This is a genomic window from Alicyclobacillus hesperidum (assembly GCF_900107035.1).
GTDB classification, from domain to species: domain Bacteria; phylum Bacillota; class Bacilli; order Alicyclobacillales; family Alicyclobacillaceae; genus Alicyclobacillus; species Alicyclobacillus hesperidum.
Genome location: NZ_FNOJ01000022.1, coordinates 12,866 through 31,147, shown reverse-complemented (window position 1 = coordinate 31,147; position 18,282 = coordinate 12,866). Strand labels below are relative to the sequence as shown.

General features: G+C 54.2%; 16 protein-coding genes. 10 read left to right on the top strand and 6 right to left on the bottom strand.

What is annotated here, in order from left to right:
- A partial coding sequence (locus BLU70_RS14780; protein WP_276326115.1) for a group II intron maturase-specific domain-containing protein occupies window positions 1–256 on the top strand: 256 nt, incomplete at its 5' end.
- 70 nt (window positions 257–326) lie between these two features.
- Here BLU70_RS14780 and BLU70_RS12765 read toward each other — a convergent pair.
- Window positions 327–1,241, bottom strand: coding sequence for an acetamidase/formamidase family protein (locus BLU70_RS12765; protein WP_074693700.1), 915 nt, complete (start codon window positions 1,239–1,241; stop codon window positions 327–329).
- Window positions 1,242–1,263: 22 nt separating this feature from the next.
- Window positions 1,264–2,637, bottom strand: coding sequence for an APC family permease (locus BLU70_RS12760; protein ID WP_176780911.1), 1,374 nt, complete (start codon window positions 2,635–2,637; stop codon window positions 1,264–1,266).
- A gap of 399 nt (window positions 2,638–3,036) precedes the next feature.
- Between BLU70_RS12760 and BLU70_RS12755 the strand changes: the two genes are divergently transcribed.
- The 6 genes from BLU70_RS12755 to BLU70_RS12730 all read left to right on the top strand — a co-directional run bounded on the left by BLU70_RS12755 (window position 3,037) and on the right by BLU70_RS12730 (window position 10,135).
- Window positions 3,037–3,927: a phosphodiester glycosidase family protein gene (locus BLU70_RS12755; protein ID WP_074693701.1), complete on the top strand. Its 891-nt coding sequence runs from the start codon at window positions 3,037–3,039 to the stop codon at window positions 3,925–3,927.
- A gap of 4 nt (window positions 3,928–3,931) precedes the next feature.
- Window positions 3,932–4,927, top strand: coding sequence for a hypothetical protein (locus tag BLU70_RS12750; protein WP_074693699.1), 996 nt, complete (start codon window positions 3,932–3,934; stop codon window positions 4,925–4,927).
- A gap of 105 nt (window positions 4,928–5,032) precedes the next feature.
- Window positions 5,033–5,593: a signal peptidase I gene (lepB, locus tag BLU70_RS12745; RefSeq protein ID WP_006446598.1), complete on the top strand. Its 561-nt coding sequence runs from the start codon at window positions 5,033–5,035 to the stop codon at window positions 5,591–5,593.
- Between the two features lie 50 nt (window positions 5,594–5,643).
- Window positions 5,644–6,624, top strand: a complete 981-nt coding sequence (locus BLU70_RS12740; RefSeq protein WP_074693698.1) for an aldo/keto reductase — start codon at window positions 5,644–5,646, stop codon at window positions 6,622–6,624.
- Window positions 6,625–6,809: 185 nt separating this feature from the next.
- Entirely contained in the window at window positions 6,810–8,420 is a 1,611-nt protein-coding gene (locus tag BLU70_RS12735) for a peptide chain release factor 3 (RefSeq protein ID WP_052012268.1), read from the top strand.
- A gap of 29 nt (window positions 8,421–8,449) precedes the next feature.
- Complete coding sequence (locus BLU70_RS12730; RefSeq protein WP_074693697.1) at window positions 8,450–10,135, top strand: M14 family metallopeptidase; 1,686 nt, start codon at window positions 8,450–8,452, stop codon at window positions 10,133–10,135.
- Window positions 10,136–10,216: 81 nt separating this feature from the next.
- Here BLU70_RS12730 and BLU70_RS12725 read toward each other — a convergent pair whose 3' ends face one another.
- Complete coding sequence (locus BLU70_RS12725) at window positions 10,217–10,681, bottom strand: hypothetical protein (RefSeq protein WP_006446602.1); 465 nt, start codon at window positions 10,679–10,681, stop codon at window positions 10,217–10,219.
- Window positions 10,682–10,876: 195 nt separating this feature from the next.
- Here BLU70_RS12725 and BLU70_RS12720 point away from each other — a divergent pair, with 195 nt between their 5' ends.
- Window positions 10,877–11,731, top strand: a complete 855-nt coding sequence (locus BLU70_RS12720; protein ID WP_074693696.1) for an NAD-dependent epimerase/dehydratase family protein — start codon at window positions 10,877–10,879, stop codon at window positions 11,729–11,731.
- A gap of 133 nt (window positions 11,732–11,864) precedes the next feature.
- Window positions 11,865–12,374, top strand: coding sequence for a DUF3291 domain-containing protein (locus tag BLU70_RS12715; RefSeq protein WP_040289176.1), 510 nt, complete (start codon window positions 11,865–11,867; stop codon window positions 12,372–12,374).
- On the opposite strand, the gene BLU70_RS12710 is transcribed toward BLU70_RS12715, so the two are convergent.
- The 3 genes from BLU70_RS12710 to BLU70_RS12700 all read right to left on the bottom strand — a co-directional run bounded on the left by BLU70_RS12710 (window position 12,365) and on the right by BLU70_RS12700 (window position 15,825).
- A complete protein-coding gene (locus tag BLU70_RS12710) occupies window positions 12,365–13,111 on the bottom strand; it encodes an SGNH/GDSL hydrolase family protein (protein ID WP_052012269.1) in 747 nt (248 codons plus the stop codon). The two genes, BLU70_RS12715 and BLU70_RS12710, sit on opposite strands and share 10 nt — an antisense overlap.
- A 75-nt stretch (window positions 13,112–13,186) precedes the next feature.
- The gene (locus BLU70_RS12705; protein ID WP_074693695.1) at window positions 13,187–14,581 is read right to left on the bottom strand and encodes a sensor domain-containing diguanylate cyclase; all 1,395 of its coding nucleotides are present in this window, start codon (window positions 14,579–14,581) and stop codon (window positions 13,187–13,189) included.
- Window positions 14,578–15,825, bottom strand: a complete 1,248-nt coding sequence (locus BLU70_RS12700; RefSeq protein ID WP_074693694.1) for an ABC transporter substrate-binding protein — start codon at window positions 15,823–15,825, stop codon at window positions 14,578–14,580. Before BLU70_RS12700 ends, BLU70_RS12705 begins: the two co-directional genes overlap by 4 nt.
- Before the next feature lie 268 nt (window positions 15,826–16,093).
- Between BLU70_RS12700 and BLU70_RS12695 the strand changes: the two genes are divergently transcribed.
- A complete protein-coding gene (locus tag BLU70_RS12695; RefSeq protein WP_074693693.1) occupies window positions 16,094–18,280 on the top strand; it encodes an alpha-galactosidase in 2,187 nt (728 codons plus the stop codon).
- Window positions 18,281–18,282 lie beyond the last annotated feature (2 nt).

Below are 18,282 nucleotides of genomic sequence, written 5' to 3'. Positions count from 1 at the left end.
CAATAGGTTCGATGAGTGGATTCGCCGTCGGTTACGAATGTGTATCTGGAAACAGTGGAAACGGGCGCGAACGCGACTTCGTGAGCTGCGCGCGCTCGGACAACCGGACTGGATAGCATTTATGATGGCAAACTCGCGACGAGGATATTGGGAAATGGCGAGAAACTTGAACAACGCTATGAACAAGACCTACTTTGAACAACTTGGTTTGAGGAGTTTACAGGAGAGATACTTGAAACTTCGTAGTGCTTTGTGAACCGCCGTATGCGGACCCGCTTGTACGGTGGTGTGAGAGGTCGGGGGCTAGGCGCCCCCTCCTACTCGATTTATCCGAACACAGGGAGTTTTAATTCAAGTTGCTCTGCAAGGTTTTTCGGCAGTTCGACACGTGCGGTTTTCAGCGGATCGACAACTTGGCACACGCGCAGATTGGCGGCGGCGCTCATGAGCATGACAGCATCCGCAGGCGCGATGCCAGTCTCGCGAACGAGCAAACCAGCCATCTGCTTGACGGCACGTTCGGCGGCTGCATCAAGCGTCTCTGCGGAAGCGATGGTCATGACATGTTCGTGGTCGATAAGCATGGGGTAAGGCCACGCGGAGCCCTTCCACACGTGAAGGGAAACAGTGACCTTGCCGGCGATCTCGATGCCAGACACGCCGACCTCGCCGTCGCCCATGGCGGCGTGGAGATCGCCTAAGGCAAACAGGGCGCCTTGAACATTGACGGGTAAAAGCAAGCGTGCACCAGGTCCAATGCGCGTGCAGTCCATATTGCCACCGTGATCGCCCGGCGTGCCACAAGGTATGGCATTGTCCTTGGGCGCCGTACCAATGACGCCAATCATCGGCCGCAGTGGTAAGCGCAGGCGCTCGGCAAAGACGGCGTGGCCGTTGTCGATAGGAATCATGCGAATTGCGTTGTGTTGCAATTCGTCGCCAAGCACGCCAAGTCCGGGGCCAGTCGTCATCACGCCACGTTCGGCCAGTTCGATGGCTAAGATGTCGACCACGAGCAAATCTCCAGGTTCTGCGCCCTCTATATAAATGGGTCCAGTCGCAGGATTGATACGATTCCAGTCGAGCGTGCCGAAATCTTGCGTCTCGTCCTGAATTTGATCTTCAAAACAGTCACAGGTTTCGATCTCGACCGTGTCACCGGACTGTACGCGCAAAGCCGGATCTACGTCAGGCGAGAGCGCGTAGATGAGATGTGACTTAGCGAGTTTGTGTTTGGCCACAGGACAGACCTCCTAGTCGGTATCACTCAATTTCCAAAGCCTTTGGCGATTTGCGAAAGCCGCGCGTCGTGATGGCCAAGACGATCAGCCCAATCACGAACCAGCCGATGCCAAAGTAGAACGTCGTATGCGAGAAGTTAATCCACACGTACAAAATGACCGCGAAGCCAAGTAGCGGCATGACAAGGTGGCTAAACCACCGACCCGAGCGCTTGCGGAAGAAGAAGTGAATGATGACGCTGATGTTAAGCGCCATGAATGTCGTAAGGGCGCCGAAATTGACCAGCGAGCTGAGCGCATCGATGGATGACAGCGAGCTGACGATGAGCGAAACCACGGCGACGAGCAGAATCGAGACGTAAGGCGTCCGGAACTTGGGATGGATCTTCGCGAGCACCGGGGGCAGAACGCGATCGCGCCCCATGCTGAACAACAAGCGAGAAATGGCGGCTTGTGCGGCGAGGGCGTTGGCAATACCGGAGGCAAGCACGGTGACAACCAAGGACAACATTTTTAGCCAGGTACCGCCCACACGTTCGGCGATAAAGTAAAACGCGACGTTGGCATTCGGAAAATGGCGAAAATCCGGATACGCGACAGCCGCAAGATACGTCAGGATCATGAACAGCAAGGCGACGAAAATCAGCGCCCAAATGGTGGCACGTCCCACGGTCTTGCGACCGCCTTTTGTTTCCTCCGAAAGCGTACTGATTCCGTCGAAGCCAAGAAAACTGAGCACGGCGATGGATGTCGCGGCGCCGACCATGCTCAGGCTGAAACCTTGTTTTTGAAAAACGGGTGCCAGGGTGAACGAAGTACCGTCCTTGTGCCCGGCTACGTACACCAGTGCAGCGCCACAAAACAGGACGAAGGTGGCCAGTTCGATGACGAGCATGACCCAGTTGGCGCGGTTTGTCATTTGCACACCAAAGAAGTTGACTGCTGTGTTGAAAACGACAAACGCAACGATCCATACCGTCGTCGGGATGCTTGGGACAAGTTGCGTCAGCCAAGATGCGGCTACAAGGTAGAGCAAGGCAGGAACGAGGATGTAGTCAAGCAAGATCATCCACCCTGCCATGAAACCGACCATGGGGTTCCAGCCGCGCTGAACGTATGCGTAGGCCGACCCGCCGACAGGAAACGCTTCGGACATTCGCGCATAGCTGAATGCGGTAAAAATCATGCCGACGAGTCCAATAAAGTAGGTGAGTACGACCATGCCATTTGCCGTTTGAACGACTTGTCCATAAATGGCCATGGGGGCGATGGGTACCATGAAAATCATGCCATAGATGATGAGATCCCACACGGACAGCGTGCGTTTTAGTTCGTGATGCACGTCATTGCTTGTTTTGGCCTGTGGTTCAGGGTGCGGTGATGGTTTGAAAGACATTGTAGAAACCTCCTAGTCCAATCCGTAATTTCTGATTATACAGCCTATTGCGCCGTCATGCACGCTACATGCACAAGAAGGCAAATACTTTTGTTGGGATTCTCCGATACTACGCGTGGGAGGGATGAGCTATGGGCAAACAGCCAAAGCCTGTGCACAACGATGCGAACAAGACGCTGCCGATTGAAGAACATGTCGAGCGTGTGCAAGGTGAAAAGCAGCGGTCGCAGTCGGGAAAAGGCAAAAAATGATGGGCGGCGTTTGCGCTAAGCGCAATGCGAAAATTCCAATAGACCTTGGGCCCATCTTGTACGAAGATAAGGGTGGATAAGTTGTCCGAAAGGGGGCGCCCCTTTCGGACACATGTTAGCTGCAGGATGAGAAAAAGGACTGGTGTGGGTGCGCCAATTTCGGCGAGCGTCAATTGCAGTTGCGGCCCTATATATAGCGGTTTTAGCCTCCATTTGCTCTTGGATTTTTGCGTATGTCAAGCAGCCGCCTGTCGTGCGCACACGCCTTCAGTATGTGGCGTCGCCGCCGCGCGTCGAGCCGCCACCAGACAAGCCCGACTTTGCGCCGATTGTGGTGAAGCCGAAGGTGATTCCTCAAGGTATTCATCTGGATGTGCGCCATTTTGGTAATTACAACGCCTATGTGTTGACGGTTTCGGATCCACGGCTTATCTCCATCGTCGCGACAAAATATATGGGAGAGGTCGGTGAGACAGTCGAGCAGTTTGTCGGTGACCACCACGCTGTCGCGGGGATTAACGGCGGATCGTTTACAGATACAAACTGGCAGGGTACTGGGGGACAGGTGCAGGGCATTGTCATTTCCGATGGCAAGGTCATTTCGTCGGCTGTGCGCCCCGAGAGTGTGATTGGCTTTACCGCGGCCGGCAAACTTATTTCTGGCACGTACACCTTGGCACAACTAAAGAGCATGAACGTGACGCAAGCGCTGATGTTTGGGCCTACACTCGTGCAAAACGGCGTCGGACAGATTCAAGGTGCCGGTGACTGGGGATATGCGCCGCGCACCGCCATTGGCCAACGTGCAGATGGCACGGTCATCATGATTGTCACCGACGGACGCGAGTTGACAGGGCCGAACGACATCGGTGCAAGCCTTGGCGATATCGAACATCTCATGCTGTCCTACGGCGCTGTGACAGCGGCCAATCTCGACGGTGGATCGTCCGCGACCATGGTCTTCGATGGCCAACTTGTAAATCAGCCGACTGACATTTTGGGAGAGCGCAGTGTGGGCACCGCGCTCATCGTGAGGTAAGACGATGATCCGACAAAAATCCAAAATGGCCTTATCCATCATCGTTTCGCTTGGCGTCGCGGCGACAGCCATCGTTGGCGTTCGCGCCGCCGCCCTCGCACGCCCAGCAGAAGTCATCTGGAGAACGGTCGATGTGCGCGAGCCAGCGCCATACCCAACCCTGCCTTTACGCCCGGCCGTCAAGTTGGCGGATCTCTCGAATGCGAGCGTATTGACTGCGAGTCCATCAGGGAACATGCTTGCCCTCTTAACTACAGGCGGACAGTTGCAGGTGGTTGCCGCACAGTCAGGCGTTGTCATAGATCGAGTGCAGGCGCACGCGCCTATCGTGCATGTCACTTGGATTAGCGATAGGCTGCTTTTTTTGGTAACTGCGGACAATGTTCTTTATACAGACGACGTGCTCAATCAGCGCATCCGCGCGATCGCACAGCTACATGTGCCTGCGGGGGAGAGTTTGCGTCAAATTGCCTTTAGCACATATACAAACGACGTGTTTGTCATCTACGCCAGCGACGCCGGAAACACGGTATTTCAGTTTGACACCAACGAGCATATGTACGAGCGAAGTTTTGGCGATCTCGCCATTCGGCGCGCCTATTACAGCGCGACTGCGCTTACCCTGTATCTGAGCGACGTGTCCAATCACTTGTACCAATGGCGGGCAGGGTTTATGAAGCAAATCGCCACCGATGTCACCATCGTTGCTGGCCGCGGGAACACCCTTTACTGTGCCAGCCTGGATGGACGAGGGCAGGCTCTTGCCGTGAAATCGTACGACGGCAGCCGTTGGCATACCATCGTCACGCTGCAACATCCCGTCGCCCCGTCGGCTATTACCATCGATCACGCTGGACAAGTGTACGTCATGTCACACGACGCCTTGACGGCACCCGCGCAAGGGCTGACGTGGTTGGCGCCTCAAGGCGCACATTTGACGCTCGCTGGCCATGATATTTTGCTCGTCCGGGGCGATACGTATCGTGTCATTGTCGATTGATGCGGATGTCAAGCCAGACAATCTATCGTATAATTGGATGAGCCGCCGTATGGTTGCATAACCGCAGCGTGCCGGTGAAAGAACAAGCGAGGATGTGGCAGCAGGTTGGAGGAGCAGAAGAAGAGGCAAAACTGGTTTACCGGAATTGTGATTCCCATTGCGGTGGGCGTCGCGTTGGCATTGGCATTGCGCCAATGGGTTGTGAGCCCTGCTCGTGTCCCGTCCGCATCGATGTACCCGACCATACCTGCGACCAGTTCGCGCGACTTTGCGTACGTCGTCGTCAATAAACTGGCAACCGAACTGCGGCCGATACACCGCGGGGAAGTTGTTGTGTTTCATTGGCCGGATGATCCAAAAGAGCTGTTTGTAAAACGTGTGATTGGATTGCCTGGCGACACCGTCACGGTGACGGAAAACGCGGTGTACATCAACGGCAAGAAGTTGCAGCAGACCAATCCGGATATTGCCAAATCCAACGGTGCAGAAACAGGCACGTACAAAGTACCGCCTGGACACTATTTCATGTTGGGAGACAATCGGCCGATTTCTGACGACAGCCGGATGTGGGTACATAAATATGTAAGCCGATCGGCCATTGTGGGGGAGGCCGATATTGTCCTCTACCCCTTCAATAGAATCGGATTCATATCACAGCACATATGAGGGCGCTTGGCGCCCTTTTATGTTATAGGAATCAGGGAGGCGCATGAGTAGTGGAATACAGGAAGCTTGGCAACACAGGGCTCGAAGTTTCGCGCATATGTTTGGGATGCATGAGTTATGGCGTGCCGGAACGCGGCAACCATCGCTGGGTACTCGGCGAAGAGCAAAGCAGACCGTTTATTCGCCGAGCGATTGAGTTAGGTATCAACTTCTTTGATACTGCCAACGTGTATTCGGACGGGACCAGCGAAGAGATTGTTGGTCGTGCTTTGCGCGACTTTGCCAGGCGCGATGAAATTGTGATTGCGACGAAGGTGCATGGCCGTATGCACCAAGGGCCAAATGGCGCTGGGTTGTCACGCAAGGCGATTCTGGCAGAAATCGATCACAGTCTGCGTCGGCTCGGGACGGATTACGTCGACTTGTACCAAATTCATCGCTGGGATTACACGACGCCTATCGAGGAGACGATGGAGGCTTTGCACGACGTCGTAAAGGCCGGTAAGGCTCGTTACATCGGTGCTTCTTCGATGTACGCGTGGCAGTTCTTAAAGGCTCAATATACGGCCGAAAAACACGGCTGGACCCAGTTCGTTTCGATGCAGAATTACCTCAACCTTTTATATCGGGAAGAGGAACGCGAAATGTTGCCTCTGTGTGAAGATTTGAAGGTTGGCGTAATCCCGTGGAGCCCTCTCGCGCGTGGGCGCTTGACGCGAGATTGGGACGACAAGACTGCGCGATCGGAAATGGATGAGTTTGGCAAGAGCTTGTACGCACAAACAGCAGATGCCGACAAGCGTATCGTCGAACGCGTTCGAGAAGTGGCGCAACGACGTGGATTGCCACGTGCACAGATCGCCCTTGCTTGGGTGTTATCGAAACCGGTTGTCACGTCGCCCATCGTCGGGGCAACGAAGATGCACCATCTGGAGGACGCTGTTGCGGCGCTCGACGTGAAGCTGACCGAGGAAGAAATCGCGTTTTTAGAGGAGCCATACGTGCCTCATCCCGTTTTAGGTTTTCGTTGACGACGGCGGGATGAATGCAACTTTGTTGGCGCCCTGGGTGGATCGTTGCGGCCCCCGGATTTTGTGTTTTTTAGCGTTGCTTTGGTATTTTGCGCTGTCACGATGTTGTTGACGACCACTTGCATTGTGTCGATCATGGTGGCGGCAATATTGATACAAAACCGTAACCACACAGGAGTTGCTGTATGACACAACCAGATGTTCACAGTGCGCCCGTCTGCATGACGCGCCGCACGTTTGCTATCATTTCGCACCCGGATGCAGGCAAAACGACGCTCACCGAAAAGCTGTTGTTGTTTGGCGGGGCCATTCGCGAGGCTGGCGCGGTCAAGGGTAAAAAGGCACGCCGGCACGCGACGTCTGACTGGATGGAAATCGAAAAACAGCGCGGCATTTCAGTGACATCTACCGTGTTGCAGTTCGATTATCTAGGTTGCCGGGTCAACATTCTCGACACACCCGGCCACGAGGATTTTAGTGAGGATACTTACCGCACGTTGGCCGCCGCAGATAGCGCTGTGATGCTCATTGATGCGGCCAAAGGCGTCGAGCCTCAAACCATCAAGTTGTTTGAAGTGTGCCGCATGCGGGGCATTCCCATCTTTACGTTTATCAATAAGCTCGACCGCCAAGGCAAGGATCCGCTTGAGTTGCTCGAAGAGATCGAGCGCGTGCTGGGGATACGTTCTTGTCCGATGAATTGGCCCATCGGCATGGGGCCAGATTTTCAAGGCATTTATCATCGTCATGAAGGGCGTTTCGAGCGCTTTACGAGTCGCACAGACGACATGGTTTCGATTGCTATGCCGGATTTGGACGATCCCGCTGTTGCTACCATCTTAGGCGAGTCCTTGCACCAGCGACTGCAGGAGGATGTGCTGTTGCTCGATGTCGCCGGCGATCCGTTCGATCCTGACCTGGTGGCTCTCGGCAAACTGACCCCCGTCTATTTCGGCAGCGCGATCGCCAACTTCGGAGTCGAGTCGTTCTTGCGATCTTTTCTCGAACTCGCGCCGCCGCCAGGGCCGCGCGAGACGGATCAAGGTGTCGTACGCCCCGAGGACGAACGGTTCAGTGGCTTTGTCTTCAAAATCCAGGCGAACATGAACCCCGCGCATCGCGATCGCGTGGCGTTTGTGCGCATTTGTTCGGGACGCTTCGAGCGCGGCATGAGCGTGCAACATGTACGCACGGGAAAGCGCATTGCCCTGAGCCAGCCGCAACAGTTTTTTGGTCAGGAGCGCGAGACGGTAGACGAAGCATACGCCGGAGACATCATTGGCATTTTCGATCCCGGCAATTTTCGCATTGGGGATACGCTTTGCGAGCGCGGATCGTTTCGCTTTCCACCGCTGCCGCTGTTTTCGCCTGAACATTTTGCCCGTGTTTCTGTGCCCAACGCACTAAAGTACAAACAGTTTCACAAGGGCGTTGCACAGCTTTCCGAAGAGGGAGCAATTCAGGTATTTCGTCAGGCTAACCGCACAGAGGATATGATTCTCGGGGCAGTCGGACAGTTGCAGTTTGAAGTCTTTCAGCATCGCATGCGCGTCGAGTACGGGGTAGACGTCGAACTCTTGCGCTTGCCATATGCCTATGCGCGTTGGGTGGAGACCGAACTGCCCATCGATGAACTACAGTTTGACAGGTATGCCAGTCTCGTCGTCAAGGACCAGGACGATCGCGCCGTCATGCTGTTTCAAACAGAGTTTGCTATCAACTGGATGCTGGAACGAAATGCAGGACTGACCCTGCACACGACGTCGTACGGGCTTAGCTCAAGCGTCGAACATTAAGTCCTGTCAAGGGTTAGGAGGATGGGGATATGCAGGCACGATATTGGACGCATGACGAGATGTGGGCTGAATTGCGCCACCTGGAAGCGGCAAATTCACAGTTGATGCGCGTTGAAGTCATTGGTCAGAGCCGGCAGGGTAGGGATATCGCGGCGGTAACGCTCACTGATGCGGATTTTGGAAACCCTGAAGACAAGGCAGCGGTGCTCGTCGACGCAAATATTCATGCCGGTGAGGTTTCGGGTAATGCCGTAGCCATGTACTGGATTCAATGGTGTATTGAACAATACGGACAAGATCCAGAGGCGACAGAATTGCTTCGCAGTCATACGGTGTATGTTATACCGCGGATTGCTGTGGACGGGGCCGAACTGTATTTGACGACGCAAGCTCGTTTTCGCTCCAGTCCACATCTTTATCCCCATTCGCAGACCCCGGATGGATTCGTGGAAGACGATGTGGACGGGGACGGCCGTGTGCTCATGATGCGCGTACCTGCTGAAGACGGCGGCTACGCGATCGACGAGGTCGATCCGCGCATCATGCGCCCGCGCCGACCGGGCGAGTTCGGCGGCAAGTACTACCACGTCTTTCCGGAAGGGCGGATCGATCGCGTAGCCAAGACCGGTTCCTTGCCTGCGTTGCCGACGGCGAAGGCTGCACGGCGGCACGGTATGGATTTTAACCGCAACTTTCCGATCCGTTGGGCTGGTGAAACTGGGCAGCGCGGAGCCGGGCCGTATCCGCTCTCGGAACCAGAGTTGCGCGCGCTCGCCGATTTCGTCCATCGCCATCCTAATATCTCGGCATACGCTGCACTGCATACTTCAGGCGGGGTCATTTTGCGCCAGCCGTCGACGGGTGATGATGCGGTTCTCTCAGAAGTGGATCGCGCTTTGTTTACGCAGGTCGCGAAAATCGGGGAACAGGTGAGCGGATATTTCTCTGGATCGAACTACGAAAAATTTGCGACCGGGCATGAGAAGGTTCTGATGCCCGGTGCGGCTGACGACTGGATGTACGATCACCTCGGCGTTCTTAGTTTCACCATTGAAATTTGGGACCTGGATGGCCGGGCTGGGGCTCGCGGGTACGGCCAATATGGGATGCGCGCCTTGCTCGCGCTATCGCCCGAGGAGATCCTGGAAGACGAACGCAAGGTGTATGCATACGTGACAAGAGAATTTGGTGCAGAGGGATACTTCGACTGGAAATCATTTGACCACCCGGATTTCGGACCTGTAGAAATCGGTGGGCTTGATCCGAAATTTATCATTCAAAATCCGCCTTTGCGCCTATTGCCGGAAGAATGCCAAAAGGTCAGTGCGTTTTTGACGAAACTGGGTCTTTCCACAGCGAAGTTGACCATCACGAGCGTATCGTGCGATCGCGTAGCAGACGGTGTGTATCGGATTGTTGGGGAGGCGGCGAACGCTGGTTTTCTGCCGACGTCAAGTACGGATAAGGGAAAGCAGTTGCTTCTTGAAGGGATTCGCGCGGAGTTGAGCGGATCTTACGAAATGATCGCTGGAGCTTCGCCGCAGTCCGTTGGGCACCTAGATGGGTACGGCGTGCGCAGCCGCTACGCACCGCCTGCGCAACAGCGCGGATATGCAGAATGGCTGATTCGGGCGGCAGCGGGCACAGAGTTGACTGTGTCCTTTGCCGGCCCGCGAGCTGGTCGTGTCAGTCAAGTGATTCGCATCGAAGGATAGGATTCTTTATGATGGCATGGCGGACTGTCGATTCGACTATCTGGAATGCCACGAACGTATCGGTGATGTGGCCTGTCGCCGTCATTGCGGCGCCAGGCCAGGATCCCCGTTTTCCTTGAGGCGCTTATACCAAGCAAGAACTGTTTTTTCCATGGCGTTGCGGATCTGTCCATCAGAAAACGGTCCTTGATAGATGATTTGCTCGTCTATCCAATCTCCCCACAGTCCGTTTGCGTTTGGAGACTGCTTCCAGAACTCGTCGATCGCCCGTACGTCGATGTTGTCTCCGTCGTACTTGGCCGTGACTTTGCAGCGTGGCGAATAAAAATGGGAGTTCAAAAAGGCAACTGCCAATTCCACATCCTTTGTCGTAATGACTTTCGCTTCGAGATTCGGATCGGACTCATGCAATGTTCTGGCGATTTCGTTGAACAGCCGAACAAGGTTTTCTTTGACTTCGGTTTGGCTCGTGACAAAGTGAGAAGCCGCGTTTAGGGATTCGGATCGGTCGCGAATGCGCGTCAATTGCTCCTCGAAATGTTCCACGAGAACATCCTCCTTCGTGAACCTGTATGGTTAATCCGCGTGTCTGGCTTTTTTCAGCGTGATGTGTACTCGTTTGGCATCGTCCCCTGAATTCGGCCTTTTGATGCACGAATGCTGTTCGATTCGCAACTTGGGTGTACAATGAAGATGCTTACTATGGTCTGTTTACCACTTAACAGGAGATGATGTCTGCTCATGAAAGTCGTTGTCACAGGAGGCAGTGGTCTACTTGGGCCGTGGGTCGTTCGCGAATTTGTGGAAGCCGGATACGATGTACTCAACGTCGATACACGGTATCCAAATGACCCGCTATGTCCCACGTTGTTGGCCGATTTGACAAACCTCGGGGAAGCATTTGACGTGTTGCAGGGTACCGATGCGCTGGTGCATGTCGCAGCCATTCCGCGCGTTGGTATTCGTCCGGATGCCGCGACGTTTACAACGAATGTCGTAAGCACATACAACGTGCTTGAAGCTGCGGCTGCACTCGGTATTCAGAAAGCCGTGATCACATCGAGCGAATCGTCGTATGGTTTGGTTTTTGCGAGGCACCTGTTTTCACCAGCTTACCTGCCGATTGACGAAGACCATCCGCAACTGCCCCAGGATGCGTATGGGTTGTCGAAGGTTGTCAATGAGCTGACCGCAGACATGTTTCATCGTCGGACCGGCATGCAAGTGGTTTCTTTCCGTATGGGCAACGTGATTACGCCTGATATGTATCAAAACTTCCCAAGCTTTTTAAAGGATCCCGAGGTTCGCAAGACGATTCTATGGTCGTACATCGATGCCCGGGACGCTGCGAAGGCGTATCGGCTCGCCATCGAGAAGGACGGCCTAGGGTCCGTAAAATTGAACATCGCGGCAGATTGGTCAAGCATGGACATGACCAATCGTGAACTCTTGCAAGCAACGTATCCAGACGTGGAGGACATACGGGGCGATCTCGATAGTTATGAAACGTTACTTTCGAATCGCAAGGCCAAAGAATTGCTGGGGTGGCAGCCGATCTATCATTGGCGCGACGAGATCAAGCGCTTCGCGGAATAACACTGTCAATAGGCTGTTTCGAGCATAATCGGCGGGGATTCGTCATATGGTTGGAACCTGTCGCCGCCTTATGGGCGGCGGCCGGGGCGTCTTCGGACTGGCGGCAATATTGGACATCTGGGAGGAATGAGTTATGGGGTATCGTCTCGGCGTCTATACGGTCGGCTTTATCAGTGAACAGTCCCCACTTCTGGCTAACCACCATCAGTTCATTCGCGAGACACTTTTGGCGAAGGTTCAGGAGGAATCAGGCCTTTTGCGCGTTGCAATGCCTGCTGGCTATCGCCCGACGACACCCGACATCCCCGTTGAAAGCGGTTTCCTAACTTATACGATGACTGTGTGGCGGGATCTCGAGTCTGTCTTTCATTTTACGTATAAAACGCACCTTCATCGCCGTGCGATGCGGGAGCTGCCAGACGCGTATGAGAAGATGCCTAACGGGAGAGCCGTCTACGATGTGTTATGGTGGTTCGATGACGACGCTTATCCTGATGACGAGCGTGCCATTGTCGATGAAGGAGCTCGTCGCATGGATTATCTCATTCAGGAGGGGCCATCCCCGTATGCTTTCGACATGAAACACCCATATGACGTACACGGATTGCAAGCAGACTTTCGCAAATTACGAGATTATGCTTGAGGCGGGATTGGCGTTTGATTGAGCCAGCGGTCGTGTTTCAGGTCAGCCGTTAGGATGGAAGCTGCTAAGGCATGGCCGGCAGCGTTTGGATGCCAACCGTCGGCGGCATACATCTCCCACGTTTGATGATGTTCGCGGAGATAGGTTTTCATCTGCGAAAACAAGTCGACGACATGCACATTCGGATTGCGCAGCGCTTCGACGGCCCGAATTTCAGAGGTGAGGGTCGGACCTTCTTGCGTCTTAAATTCGACGTATGATGCACCGACCACTGGCGGCGTGACGAGAACGACCTGGGCGTCGTGGGCCAATGCATCGCGAACTTCCGCCACCACGTCCTGGTTGATTTCGGATATTGGATGGTGGTCAAATAAGTCGTTGAGCATGCCAAATGAGATGACGACGAGATTCGGTTTGTCCTTCGCCAAAAGTGCGTTCATGCGCGTCACATAGTAGGAAGGTCCTTTGCCTTCAGATGATTCGTTGGTAAACACATACGTCGTTTGATTCTGTGACAAGGATCGAAATGTTCGTGCCAAGTATCCTCCTAAGGAAGGCGTATCATCCCACCCGTGGGCGATAGATCCTCCAATTGCCATCACGCGCACGGACGAAAGGTGCTGCGAGACGTTGGTCAGCGATGCACCAGCAGGCGTACGCGCAGTGGGCTCGGCAGTTACGAGGATGGCCAAGGCGGCTGTCACAAATGATGCAATGGCCAGATGTAGTTTACGCATGTTTCTTTCAACTCCCAACTGATCCTAGCGCATTGGATAGCAGATTGCACGCGAAATAGCGCCGGGAACGATCCGCTATCTCTTGGCAACACTGACACGCGCCTTACCGCATCGCTTGGAGTAATACATCGCCTTGTCCGCGGCCTGGATCAGTTCGCTCACCGTCACGCCATCGCTTGGGGAAACCGCAACGCCAATCGACGCAGTCAAAGGACGGCCGCCGGGCAAGAGGACTCCTGACGGCGAAGCCAATGCGTGGAGAATGGCTTTGCCGACAGCTTCTCCCACGGCGGCATTCGCGCCAGGCGCGAGCACGACAAACTCATCTCCACCAATGCGTCCCGCAATTGCGTTAGACGGAATGGTGCGGCGGATAATCTGTGCCGTTTGTACCAACACGGCATCGCCTGCAGGATGGCCATGCGAATCATTGATTTCTTTGAATGAGTCGATATCGAGCATGATAAGGCTGCACGGGATGCCGAGAGAGGTATGGCGAGCCAATTGAGCATTTGCAGAATCGTAAAAGTAGTCGACGCGGTGCAACCCGGTTAGGTCGTCCTTGGTCGCCTTTTCGTTCAATGTTTCGATCAATCGGCTTTTCTGGAGGGCCAAACCGACTTGTGTTCCGAGTTCGATCACGGCTTGAAGTGCATCTTGTGGAGGCCTATCCAGCGAATAGACGTTGTCAAGTAGTAAGGCCGCCAGCCGTTGTCCATGCGCTGTAATGGGTACCCATACCGCCTCGAGGTTCGGCAGTTCCATAGGTTCGTCGCCGAACGGCGGGAGGGGTGGGGTTTGATGCAATTCAATCGGCGCGGATCCTACCGCGGCGTAGATCGTTCGTTCAATGGAGGTACCTTCTGTATTAAATACAAACAATGTGGCACGGTCAAACCCTAGTAGGTTGACCCCAGCTCGAACCAGATTGAGCAAGATGGCCTCCGTATTGTCGGAAACCGTGATGAGTCGCGATAAATCGGTCAATGATTGCAAGAAAGATAGGCGCTCCTTAAGCGGACGATAGGTGAGATAATGGCGAATGCCAAGTGAAATGGTCTGCTGGAACGCAGTGAGGGCCGCCAGGGTCAGCTCAGGCAAAGTGGATTGTGCCGCAATTGTCACAAATCCAAGCAACTTGTCGGATGTCACAGGAATCCAGATTTCGTAACGACCGCTTCGATGCCTGCGCACGATGTCCTGATGGCCGCCGAGAACCGATGCAACTTGGTCTTCGGACATGTAGTTTGACTCTAGGTATAGTTGTCCGTTTTGAATATCGACGACGCTGCGATACATGCCATCGACATCGAGGATGAAACAGCTAACCTGCTGAATGCGAGCAGCATATGGGAATTGAGTCCACATCGTTTGGAACGCCCGCCGCAGCGTTTCGTCAGATGCTTCGCCGTCATAGAGAAGGTCAGCCATACGATAGCCCATCGTGGCAAGCGTGCGCTCGACGTTCATATCTCCACCTCCCAATACAAACTGAGAATTTCGTTGATTTCCTTGTCAATACGTACCGCGCGGGCGAAGGTCTCAGTATTTTTTCCGAATTCAACTAGGTGCCACATGAGTTCGCTTAGCCCAACGGCCAATCGGCGCTCGAGGGATCCCCACATTGGATGCATAGGATAGGTTCGGGCTCGCTGCATGTTGGCATACAACACTTGAATATCGGGACTTTGTAAGTAGCGCTCCCAAAAATCGCACTCGATCGCAGGTAACGAATAAATCCAGCTCGTCCATGCGGCGACAAGCGTGGGCGCTTGCAGGGCCTCCACCAGTTCCCAAGCCGCATCTTGGTTCTTTGTTGCAGTGGAGACGCCAAGCATGGATCCGCCTCCGTATGGAATCGATCCCGACGGACCACATGGCATCGCAATCACTTGCGTAGGGATAGAATTGACGGTTGGCTCGGGACCAGATACTACGTTGCGAATCGCCTCAAACAAGCTTGTCATGTGGAAGGCGGTATGACCATACAAGAAGAACGAGAGATTCCCTTCGTAGTTGCTCATCCGCGCCTCCTCGGTCGTCGATCCGCTGATGTGCATCAGTTCATCGATATACTCTAAGGTGCTTTGCAATCTAGGCGACGTCATGATTGAAATGGGTTTCTCGTGCAACCGTGGATACTCAAAGCCACCAGACCAGAGCCACGGAGACATGCGGTGCAATGTCACGCGTTCCGGCCGACATGAGAAATAAATCGGACGTGGAGCCCGCCCGTCCTGGCATCCGTATAAACGGTTTTCCGCAATTTTGCGGCAAATGTGGCGAAACTGATCCCAACTAAGTGGACGCATAGGGTCTATGGCAAACTGCTTGATGATATCCTTGCGGGCCATGAAACAAGTGGTGTCGGCCGTCCAGGGGACGCCGTACACGCGCTCGTCGTACCGGGAGGCCGTTGCCAAATAAGGCGCTATCGGCCGGGAGGACATTATGCCGGAGGGAACCGTGGATAACATATGTAATCGCGCGAGCGTAGGTAACCAAGTTGTGCCGAATTCGAATACATCGGGGGGCGTTCCCTGCTTGTAGGCTCGAACATATTCCGTAAGCGCATTGGCAAATGTCAACAGACGCCATTCGATCCGTATCGACGGATGAGCAGACAAAAAGGGGCGCAATTGTTCTTGCAGAAAATTGACTGTCTCGGAGCCACGATACGCGTTGACAATCCATACTTCAAGGGTGTCCGCCAATACTGCTACCTCCAGGTAATCCTTTTCACATCTGATATACGATTCGACACTTGGTTGTGGAATTTCCTCTCGCTATCCAAATCCTCTTTGTTTGGTTATTCGGAACGAGCTTTCAGGCGGCAACTTGTTTGAAAAACCACCAATACTATTTAGCCCCTTGTGTATTAAACTAGCATCAGTGTCTTGGTAAGTGCTTTCTTAAGGGGACCATTGCTGAATATTGAGGTTACCAAGAGTCGAAACAGAGTGGCAGCAAGGAGGATCTGGCATGACCATTCACTATGACGAGGAACGCCGTATCTTTCACGTGCAGGCAAAGGGCACAAGTTACGTGATGGCGGTTTCGTCGGAAGGAACCTTGTTACACTTATACTGGGGACAGGAGATTCAAGATGCAGGGGCTTTCCGAGGTCTTCTGCAGATCCATCGAGGGTCGCCAACCGGGCCTGTGCAACCTGCGAATGCTGATGTCGGGACATGGCCTCACGAATTTCCTGCATTCGGAATGGGCGATCATCGTTCACCTGCCTACGTGGTGCAGCGTTTTGATGGTAGCATCGCTAGTTGCTTAACCTATGTGGGTCATCGAATTGTCCCTGGCAAGCCAAAGTTGCCAGGACTCCCGGCTACATACGTCGAGTCGGATGAAGAAGCGGAGACGCTAGAAATTGAGTTGCTGGATCCAGTGTTGCGTTTGCGTGTCATTCTGCGCTACACGGCGTTTGCACAGCACAGTGCTATAGCGCGGTCGGCCACTTTCATCAACAATAGCGATGAGACATTTCAGCTTCAGCGCGCGCTTTCTGCCTCCATTGACATGGCGGGAGCCGATTATGCGTTTTTGCAACTCTCCGGGGCGTGGATTCGCGAGCGATTTGTGGAGCTCAGACAGCTTATCCCGGGCGAGCAATCGGTGTACAGCCGTTCCGGTATGAGCGGACACAAACACAATCCGTTTATCGCCTTGGTTGCTCCGAGAGCGGACGAAGAACATGGCGATGTGTATGGATTCAGCCTCGTCTACAGTGGCAATTTTCTCGCGAAGGCAGAAGTTGAACCGATGCGCCAGAGCGTCCGTGTACAAATAGGCATCCATCCCGATGATTTTTCATGGTTGCTTGAACCAGGTGCGTCGTTTCAGTCACCCGAGGCCGTGTTGGTCTATTCTGACAGAGGGATCGGTGAGATGTCGCGGACTTATCATCGGTTGTACCGAACGCGCCTTGCTCGTGGTCGCTATCGGGACGAACCGAGACCGGTGCTTGTGAACAATTGGGAGGCAACGTACTTCAACTTTGACGCCGACAAGCTTGTCGAGATCGCTAAGGCTGGCAGTGAATTGGGTGTGGAACTATTTGTGCTCGATGACGGGTGGTTTGGCAAGCGTGACAGCGACAACTGTTCGCTTGGTGACTGGTATCCGGATCCTCGCAAGTTGCCTGGAGGACTTGCAGATGTCGCCAAGCGCGTCGAGGCTTGTGGAATGCAATTTGGCATCTGGATGGAACCCGAAATGGTCTCTCCGGACAGCGACTTGTATCGCCAACACCCGGACTGGTGCTTACACGTCGCGGAGCGGCCGCGCTCCGAGCGCCGCAACCAGTTGACCTTGGATCTATCGCGTCCCGACGTCTGTGATTTTATTGTCGAGGCGGTATCCAATGTGCTCCATAGCGCACCCATCCGCTATGTGAAGTGGGACATGAACAGGCCGATGACCGAGGTTGGGTCGGCTACCTTGCCACCGGAGCGTCAGCGCGAAACGGCACATCGCTATATGCTGGGGTTGTACGACGTACTCGAACGCATCACAACGGCGTTCCCCGACGTCTTGTTTGAAAGTTGTGCATCAGGTGGCGGGCGATTTGACCCTGGCATGCTGTACTACATGCCACAGACATGGACGAGCGACAACACGGATGCGGTCTCGCGGCTCAAAATTCAATATGGGACCAGCATTGTGTATCCAGCGAGCAGTATGGGTGCGCACGTCTCTGCCGTGCCGAACCATCAGATGCATCGGCTAACGCCTTTATCGTTTCGCGGTCATGTTGCTATGTCTGGGAATTTCGGCTACGAACTCGATTTGTCTAGGTTCACGGCGGAAGAAAGGGAATTGGCCAAACAGCAAGTGGCAGCCTACAAGTCCATCCGCAGTCTGGTGCAGTTTGGCGATTTTTATCGTCTGCTGAGCCCTTTTGAAGGAAACGAAACGGCGTGGATGTTCGTCTCTGCACAGCAGGACGAGGCTTATATGGCGTATTTTCGCGTGTTTCCCGATCCGCTGCAGCCAGTCAGGCGCTTGCGCCTCCGGGGCCTGCGGGAATCGACATACTATCGAATCGAGGAGACCGGGGAAGTCTATCTAGGAGAGTTGCTCATGCGTGTTGGCATGAACATGCCCTTGATGGATGGAGATTATCAGAGTGTCACAATGAGGTTGCGCAAAGTTTGATC

Excerpts from the sequence above, each read along its gene's own strand:
- BLU70_RS12760 (WP_176780911.1), bottom strand. The coding sequence starts at position 2,637 with ATGTCTTTCAAACCATCACCGCACCCTGAACCACAGGCCAAAACAAGC.
- BLU70_RS12750 (WP_074693699.1), top strand. The coding sequence starts at position 3,932 with ATGATCCGACAAAAATCCAAAATGGCCTTATCCATCATCGTTTCGCTT.
- BLU70_RS12735 (WP_052012268.1), top strand. The coding sequence starts at position 6,810 with ATGACACAACCAGATGTTCACAGTGCGCCCGTCTGCATGACGCGCCGC.
- BLU70_RS12730 (WP_074693697.1), top strand. The coding sequence starts at position 8,450 with ATGCAGGCACGATATTGGACGCATGACGAGATGTGGGCTGAATTGCGC.
- BLU70_RS12720 (WP_074693696.1), top strand. The coding sequence starts at position 10,877 with ATGAAAGTCGTTGTCACAGGAGGCAGTGGTCTACTTGGGCCGTGGGTC.
- BLU70_RS12715 (WP_040289176.1), top strand. The coding sequence starts at position 11,865 with ATGGGGTATCGTCTCGGCGTCTATACGGTCGGCTTTATCAGTGAACAG.
- BLU70_RS12710 (WP_052012269.1), bottom strand. The coding sequence starts at position 13,111 with ATGCGTAAACTACATCTGGCCATTGCATCATTTGTGACAGCCGCCTTG.
- BLU70_RS12705 (WP_074693695.1), bottom strand. The coding sequence starts at position 14,581 with ATGAACGTCGAGCGCACGCTTGCCACGATGGGCTATCGTATGGCTGAC.
- BLU70_RS12695 (WP_074693693.1), top strand. The coding sequence starts at position 16,094 with ATGACCATTCACTATGACGAGGAACGCCGTATCTTTCACGTGCAGGCA.